This is a genomic window from Saccharomonospora halophila 8, assembly GCF_000383775.1.
GTDB lineage: Bacteria > Actinomycetota > Actinomycetes > Mycobacteriales > Pseudonocardiaceae > Saccharomonospora > Saccharomonospora halophila.
The window spans coordinates 80,091-84,840 of sequence record NZ_KB912528.1; the positions used below are offsets into that span (position 1 = coordinate 80,091).

Sequence of the window (4,750 nt, forward strand, 5' to 3'; positions counted from 1 at the left end):
GCGCCGCCGCGCTGGACGCCGCCGTCGCCGCCCAGGCCGACTGGGCCGCGCACCCACCGCGGGAGCGCGGGGAGATCCTGCGCCGTTCCTACGAGGCCCTGATGGCTCGCCAGGACGAACTCGCCCTGCTGATGACCCTGGAGATGGGCAAGCCGCTCGCCGAGGCCCGCGGCGAGATCGCCTACGCCGCCGAGTTCTTCCGCTGGTTCGCGGAGGAGGCCGTGCGCATCGACGGCGGCTACGCCGTCGCCCCGAACGGCTCGGGCCGGTTCCTTGTCACGAACCAGCCCGTCGGCCCGTCGCTGCTGATTACGCCGTGGAACTTCCCGATGGCGATGGGCACCCGCAAGATCGGCCCCGCCGTGGCCGCGGGCTGCACGATGGTGGTCAAGCCCGCCGCCCAGACGCCGCTGTCGATGTTGGCGCTGACCCGGATCCTCGCCGAGGCGGGGCTGCCCGACGGCGTGCTCAACGTGCTCACCACCACCGATTCGGGGGGCGTCATGGAGCCGCTCATCCGCGACGGTCGGGCGCGCAAGCTGTCGTTCACCGGGTCCACCGCCGTCGGCCGCATGCTGCTGGAGCAGTGCTCGGACAAGGTGCTGCGCACCTCGATGGAGCTGGGCGGCAACGCGCCGTTCCTGGTCTTCGACGACGCCGACCTCGACGAGGCGGTCGAGGGCGCGATGGCGGCCAAGATGCGCAACATCGGGGAGGCCTGCACCGCCGCCAACCGGTTCTACGTGCAACGTGGCGTGGCCGACGAGTTCTCCCGCAGGCTCACCGAGCGGATGTCGTCCCTGGCGATCGGCCGGGGTACCGAGGACGGCGTCGTGGTGGGCCCGCTGATCGACCCCGACGCGGTGGAGAAGGTCTCCACGCTGGTCAGCGACGCCGCCCAGCGGGGTGCGGACGTGCTCACCGGTGGGGCCACCGTGGACGGGCCGGGCAACTTCTACCAGCCGACCGTGCTCACCGGGGTGCCCACGGACGCGCGGATGGCGAGCGAGGAGATCTTCGGCCCGGTCGCGCCGATCACCGAGTTCGACACCGAGGACGAGGCGCTGTCCGCCGCCAACGACACCGAGTACGGCCTGGTCGGCTACGTCTACACCCGCGACATCAAGCGCGCGCTGCGGGTCAGCGAGAAGCTGGAGACCGGCATGGTGGGCCTGAACCAGGGCGTGGTGTCCAACCCGGCCGCGCCGTTCGGGGGCGTCAAGCAGTCCGGCCTCGGGCGCGAGGGCGGCACCGTCGGGATCGACGAGTTCCTGGAGACCAAGTACGTCGCGGTGAGCCTGTGACGGCCGGGGCTCCGGTGGACGGGGCTCCGGTGGACGGGGACACGCGCACGTACGGGATCGCCGCCGTCCCCGGCGACGGGATCGGGGTGGATGTCACCACCGAGGCCCGCCGGGTGTTGGACGCGGTCGCGGCGGCACACGGTTTCGCCCTGCGCTGGACCGAGTTCGACTACAGTTGCGAGCGGTACCTGCGCACCGGCGCGATGATTCCCGACGACGGCGTCGCCACGCTGGCCGGATTCGACGCGATCCTGCTCGGCGCGGTCGGCTTCCCGGGCGTGGCCGACCACGTGTCGCTGTGGGGGCTGCTGATCCCGCTGCGCCGTGCGTTCTCCCAGTACGTCAACCTGCGGCCGGTGCGGCTGCTGCCCGGCACCACCTCCGCGCTGGCCGGGCGCGGGGCCGACGAGCTGGAGATGGTCGTCGTCCGGGAGAACGCGGAGGGCGAGTACTCCACTCTCGGCGGCAGGCACAACGCGGGACACCCGGGCGAGTTCGCCCTGCAGGAGTCGGTGTTCACCCGCGTCGGTGTCGAACGCGTCGTCCGCTACGCCTTCGAACTGGCGCGCACCCGGTCGAAGCGGGTGTGCTCGGCGACCAAGTCGAACGGCATCATCCACACGATGCCGTTCTGGGACGAGGTCTTCGACGCGGTCGCGGCCGAGTACCCCGACGTGGTCGCCGAGTCGTGCCACGTCGACGCCCTGGCGGCCCGGATGGTGCAGGCTCCCGACCGGCTCGACGTCGTCGTGGGCTCCAACCTGTTCGGTGACATCCTCAGCGACCTCGCCGCCGCCGTCACCGGTGGGCTCGGCATGGCCCCGTCCGGCAACCTCAACCCGGAGCACACGCACCCGTCGATGTTCGAGGCGGTGCACGGCAGCGCCCCGGACATCGCCGGGAAGGGCATCGCGAACCCGGTGGCGCAGATCCTCGCGGGCGCGATGCTGCTCGACCACCTCGGCGAAGGCGCGGCGGCCCGCGCCGTGGAGGCGGCCGTGGAGAAGGTGCTGACCGAGGGCCGGGTCGTCACCCCGGATCTCGGCGGCACGGCGACCACGGCGGAAGTCGGCGCGGCCGTGGCCGGGGCACTCTGATCCCTGATCGGGACAGTGCGCTGTGCGCACTGTCCCGATCAGGCCGGAATACCGGGGAACCATTCGACGTCCGTGGTCGTCCCACCGTCAGCGACCACCGACGAAGGGCAACGCGATGCCGGACGGCTACGGGCTCGATCAATCGGAGATCGAGACTCTCGATCGGTACCTGCAAAAAGCCAGTACGGCCCTGGGGATGGAGAACTTCCGGGAGCAGGCCTCCGTCGAGGGCTTCCTCACGACGGAGGCCGTTTCCCAATACCAGAACGTGGAGGAGACCGTCGAAGAGACGGTCGTCGCCCTTACCAAGTTCATCGACATCCATTACGCGAATGTGGTGGAAGCGACGCAGAACTTCATCAATCGCGCGCACGCCACCATCACGACCACGGCGGAAGGGGTCGCTCGGGCGGGGGTCGAGTACCGGGTGGCCGAGGAAGAGGTGGCCGAATGGGTGAACAGGCACGCTCCGGACGGCGATTGAGGGTAGGGGCATGGCACCGCTGAGTGAAATGATCGACGAACAGGTTCTCGCCGACGCGGGGAAGGTCGACTCGTTCGTGCGGGAACACGGCGAGAACCTGCCGTCGGTCGAGAACACACTCCGGCTCGTCCGCGACATCGACACCGATCGGCTGCGTGCGGTGGCCACGTCGGTGTGGGGCGTGGGCGGTGAGGACGGAGCGGGAGACTTCGGCAAGAATGTCGAGAGCTGTGTCACCGAACTCGACGAGGCCGTGAGCAGGGCCGCTTCGTGGACGGGGGAGGCCAAGAACGCCTACTCCGAACGGATCGAGAAGATCAAGACCGCGCTCGGCGACATGAAGCCACCCGCGGAAGACGTGGGCATCGCCCTCCGGGAGGTCGCGGACAGCTGGGACCAGCTCTTCGGGCGGAGTGTGGCCGACATCCTCGCCCTGATCGGTGCGGCGGTTTCGGTCATCGGCCTGATCGCGACGGTGGTGATCGAGGTCGCCGCGGGGTGGACCGGTGTGGGCGCCGTCATCGGCCTCGTCATCGGAATCATCAGTGTGCTCGTCGGAGTCGCCTCGATCTGGTGGACCATCCGGAGCAATGAGCAGTCCAAGATCGAGGCTCTGGAGACGGCCTCCGCCGAGGCACAGGAGACCATGACGTCGGCTCAGGGTGCCACGCCCTGACGCACTGACTCCGGGAGGGGAACGCGGCGATGGAACGGCATCAGGACGTCCGGACGATGAAGGACCGCCTGCACAAGATCAAGCAGGACCCCGAACGTGCGTTGTTCAGTGAGTTCAAGGGCGTGTCCCGCACCGGAGTCGTCACCGCGTGGGTCGACATGCTGGGTCGCCAGAAGCGGGTGCACATCGCCCCGGGCACGGTGCGCGAAGGGGACGAGCAGTGGCTGACCGAGGAAATCAACAGCGCCTGCGAACAGGCGCGGGAGGCGGCTACCCTGCTCGACTTCGACCTCGCCGAGTTGGCGCGGGAATTGGAGGAGACCCCGGAGCTGCGCGGTCGGATCGCGGAGGCCACGGAGACACCGCGCGAGTCACGACCACAGCGGGGGCCCTCGGACGACGACTGGTTCGACGGGTTCGACATCCGTCGATGAGCACTTCCACACCGGGCCGACCCGGTGGGATCGGGGCGGTACGGGCATCCACGCTGCTCATCGTGGTCTGGTCGTTCGCGGCGTTGACCGCGGTGTTGTGCGCCGGGCTGCTGCACTTCTGGGAGGTCCACCGGGACTGCGCGGGTGTGGCGACCACCCGCTTCGCGGAGAACGTCGAGATCCACTGCAGCGGTGCCGGAGACACGACCGCGACCGTACCGATGAGTGGGGCCGCCGTCGTCGTGTTCTTCGCCGCAGCCGGCCTTCTCGTGCTCACCGGGGCCACGATCTGGTACGCGGCCGCGCGGCGCCGGGAGCAGTACCGGGTCTGGTGACCGGGACCGGTGACGGGTGCTGCCCGGCCCGTGGCGGCGATCCCGTCCGACGGCACCCCTCCACCGGTGTGGTGACCCGGTGTCGTCCGGGGCGGATCGGGGCATCCCGGCCGCATGAACGTGTTCGGCCTGCCGGTGCCGGGCCCGCTGACGGTGGTGGGCACGGCGCTCGGCACCGCACGGGGTGTGGCCTCGGTGGCGAGCAGGCCGCGCCGGCACGTGTGGTCCTCGCCGGGGCGCCACTACATCGAGGTCCACGGGGTGCACGGTGCCCAGGGCCCGTCCGTGGCCCGTCGGATCGAGGCCGCCGTCGAGGCGCACCCCGGGGTGCGCTGGGCACGGGTCAACGCGCCGTCGTCCCGGGTGGTGGTGGCCCTGTCCGACCCCGGGCTGCGGAGCGCGCCGCTGGTGGACCGGGTG

7 protein-coding genes are annotated in these 4,750 nt (G+C 70.4%); all 7 read left to right on the plus strand.

The genetic code is table 11. From position 1 onward, the window contains the following. A partial coding sequence (locus SACHA_RS21215; protein WP_019809124.1) for an NAD-dependent succinate-semialdehyde dehydrogenase occupies positions 1-1,304 on the plus strand: 1,304 nt, incomplete at its 5' end. Then, positions 1,301-2,401 (plus strand): tartrate dehydrogenase, encoded by a 1,101-nt coding sequence (locus SACHA_RS0109220; protein ID WP_019809126.1) that lies wholly within the window; start codon positions 1,301-1,303, stop codon positions 2,399-2,401. The genes SACHA_RS21215 and SACHA_RS0109220, both read left to right, overlap by 4 nt. Positions 2,402-2,516: 115 nt before the next feature. Then, positions 2,517-2,885: a hypothetical protein gene (locus SACHA_RS0109225; protein WP_019809128.1), complete on the plus strand. Its 369-nt coding sequence runs from the start codon at positions 2,517-2,519 to the stop codon at positions 2,883-2,885. Positions 2,886-2,895: 10 nt separating this feature from the next. Next, positions 2,896-3,561, plus strand: a complete 666-nt coding sequence (locus tag SACHA_RS0109230) for a hypothetical protein (RefSeq protein ID WP_019809130.1) — start codon at positions 2,896-2,898, stop codon at positions 3,559-3,561. A 29-nt stretch (positions 3,562-3,590) separates the two neighbouring features. Beyond that, entirely contained in the window at positions 3,591-3,995 is a 405-nt protein-coding gene (locus SACHA_RS0109235; RefSeq protein ID WP_019809132.1) for a YbaB/EbfC family nucleoid-associated protein, read from the plus strand. Beyond that, complete coding sequence (locus SACHA_RS21220) at positions 3,992-4,330, plus strand: hypothetical protein (RefSeq protein ID WP_019809134.1); 339 nt, start codon at positions 3,992-3,994, stop codon at positions 4,328-4,330. Before SACHA_RS0109235 ends, SACHA_RS21220 begins: the two co-directional genes overlap by 4 nt. A gap of 114 nt (positions 4,331-4,444) precedes the next feature. Beyond that, positions 4,445-4,750 (plus strand): heavy-metal-associated domain-containing protein (locus SACHA_RS25185; RefSeq protein WP_028663026.1); only part of this gene is annotated, 306 nt, incomplete at its 3' end.

What these genes read in the sequence shown, in the direction of transcription:
- SACHA_RS0109225 (WP_019809128.1), top strand. Translation starts at nt 2,517, where the DNA reads ATGCCGGACGGCTACGGGCTCGATCAATCGGAGATCGAGACTCTCGAT.
- SACHA_RS0109230 (WP_019809130.1), top strand. Translation starts at nt 2,896, where the DNA reads ATGGCACCGCTGAGTGAAATGATCGACGAACAGGTTCTCGCCGACGCG.
- SACHA_RS0109235 (WP_019809132.1), top strand. Translation starts at nt 3,591, where the DNA reads ATGGAACGGCATCAGGACGTCCGGACGATGAAGGACCGCCTGCACAAG.
- SACHA_RS21220 (WP_019809134.1), top strand. Translation starts at nt 3,992, where the DNA reads ATGAGCACTTCCACACCGGGCCGACCCGGTGGGATCGGGGCGGTACGG.